Origin of the sequence: Paractinoplanes rishiriensis, from assembly GCF_016862375.1 — a bacterium.
GTDB lineage: Bacteria > Actinomycetota > Actinomycetes > Mycobacteriales > Micromonosporaceae > Actinoplanes > Actinoplanes rishiriensis.
On the sequence record NZ_BOMV01000162.1, the window covers coordinates 1 to 1,309 of the forward strand.

A 1,309-nucleotide genomic window follows, 5' to 3' on the forward strand; every position below is an offset into this window, starting at 1 on the left:
AGCAGGGGGTGGGCGAACCAGTAGCGTGCGTCGGCGTCGACGCGCAGGACACCGGCATCGACGGCCTCGCGCAGCAGCGGTAGGACGTCGGGTCCTTCCGCTGTCTGAGGGCGACCGGCGACCGCGATGACGCTGGTCAGCTTCCGGGCCGGCGCGGACAGGCCGTGCCAGGCACGCGCCAACGCGTCGCGCAGCTCGGTCGGCAGGTGCGCGGGCATCGTTCGCGCATCCGCCGACAGACCGCGGACCAGCAGGCTGGTCAGGTACGGGTTACCGGCACTACGGCCGTACACCTCGTCCACCAGCGATTCGTGCGGTGGACGACCCAGCAAGGTGGCGATCTGATCGCGGGTCGACACTCGGTCGAGGCGGCCGAGCTGCACCTCACGCACGCGCGGCAGCCGACGGACGTCGGCAAGCCAGCGGTGCAGCCGATGCTCGTCACCCGTGCGGAGGTGATGAAGACCGCCAGGCGGCGCTCCGGCCGTCCGGCGATGACGTACATGAACACGTCGAGGGAACTCTGGTCAGCCCACTGGACGTCGTCCACGACCAGCAACGTGGGTTGCTCCCGGCACCGCCGGTCCAACCACGCGTCGAACTCCAGAACCGCGTCGGCGGTGTTCATCGGCGGCGGGTCGGGCACTTCCCGCAACGCGGTACGCAACGGGAGAAACGGCACGGCCAACGACGCCAAGGGCAGACAAGGCGCCCACAGGGCTGGAGCCCGGATCCGGCCACACACGTCGCGCAGCAACGACGTCTTGCCGACACCGGCCTCGCCCGACACCAACAACGTCGCGGCCCGGCCCCCCGCGGCATCCTCCGCCAACGCCAGCACCAGGGCAGCCTCGTCCGTGCGGCCCGTCATATCTCGAGCATCCCCGCTCGCCCCACCCGGCGAAACCGGGCAGGCGTGCCGAAAAGGATGAGCGATCAGCCGGACCATCCAGCGGTGACACCCCAAATCACATGAGCGACGAAACAGGCAGGGTCCACTCAACCCGCCACCCTCAACCGCAACAGCACCGGGACAGGTGAGTACGACCGCTCCTGGCACAGTCACGAAGCTGGGCCCAGGTCATCGTTGCTGACCACGACGGCTAGAAATGCCAAACCGTCATGCTCGGTGAATTGCAGCTGGCGGAATCGCCGTGGCGTCACCGCTGAACGATCTGTCTCACGCGCCAATACCGACTACATTCCGTATCTGCATCTTGCCCGGCAGACAGCACGAAGCAGCTGATTGACCGCGGGAGATTCTTGCACTCTGTCTGTCCTGGCGTTTGAGACGCACTCTCATCGGCTA

At 67.4% G+C, this 1,309-nt stretch carries 2 protein-coding genes; both read right to left on the reverse strand.

Annotated features, from left to right (window positions below; translation table 11 throughout):
• A partial coding sequence (locus Ari01nite_RS49380; RefSeq protein WP_203791685.1) for a hypothetical protein occupies window positions 1-302 on the reverse strand: 302 nt, incomplete at its 3' end.
• On the reverse strand, window positions 260-871 hold the full coding sequence (locus Ari01nite_RS49385; protein ID WP_203791686.1) for an ATP-binding protein: 612 nt from the start codon (window positions 869-871) through the stop codon (window positions 260-262). The genes Ari01nite_RS49380 and Ari01nite_RS49385, both read right to left, overlap by 43 nt.
• Between the last annotated feature and the right edge of the window lie 438 nt (window positions 872-1,309).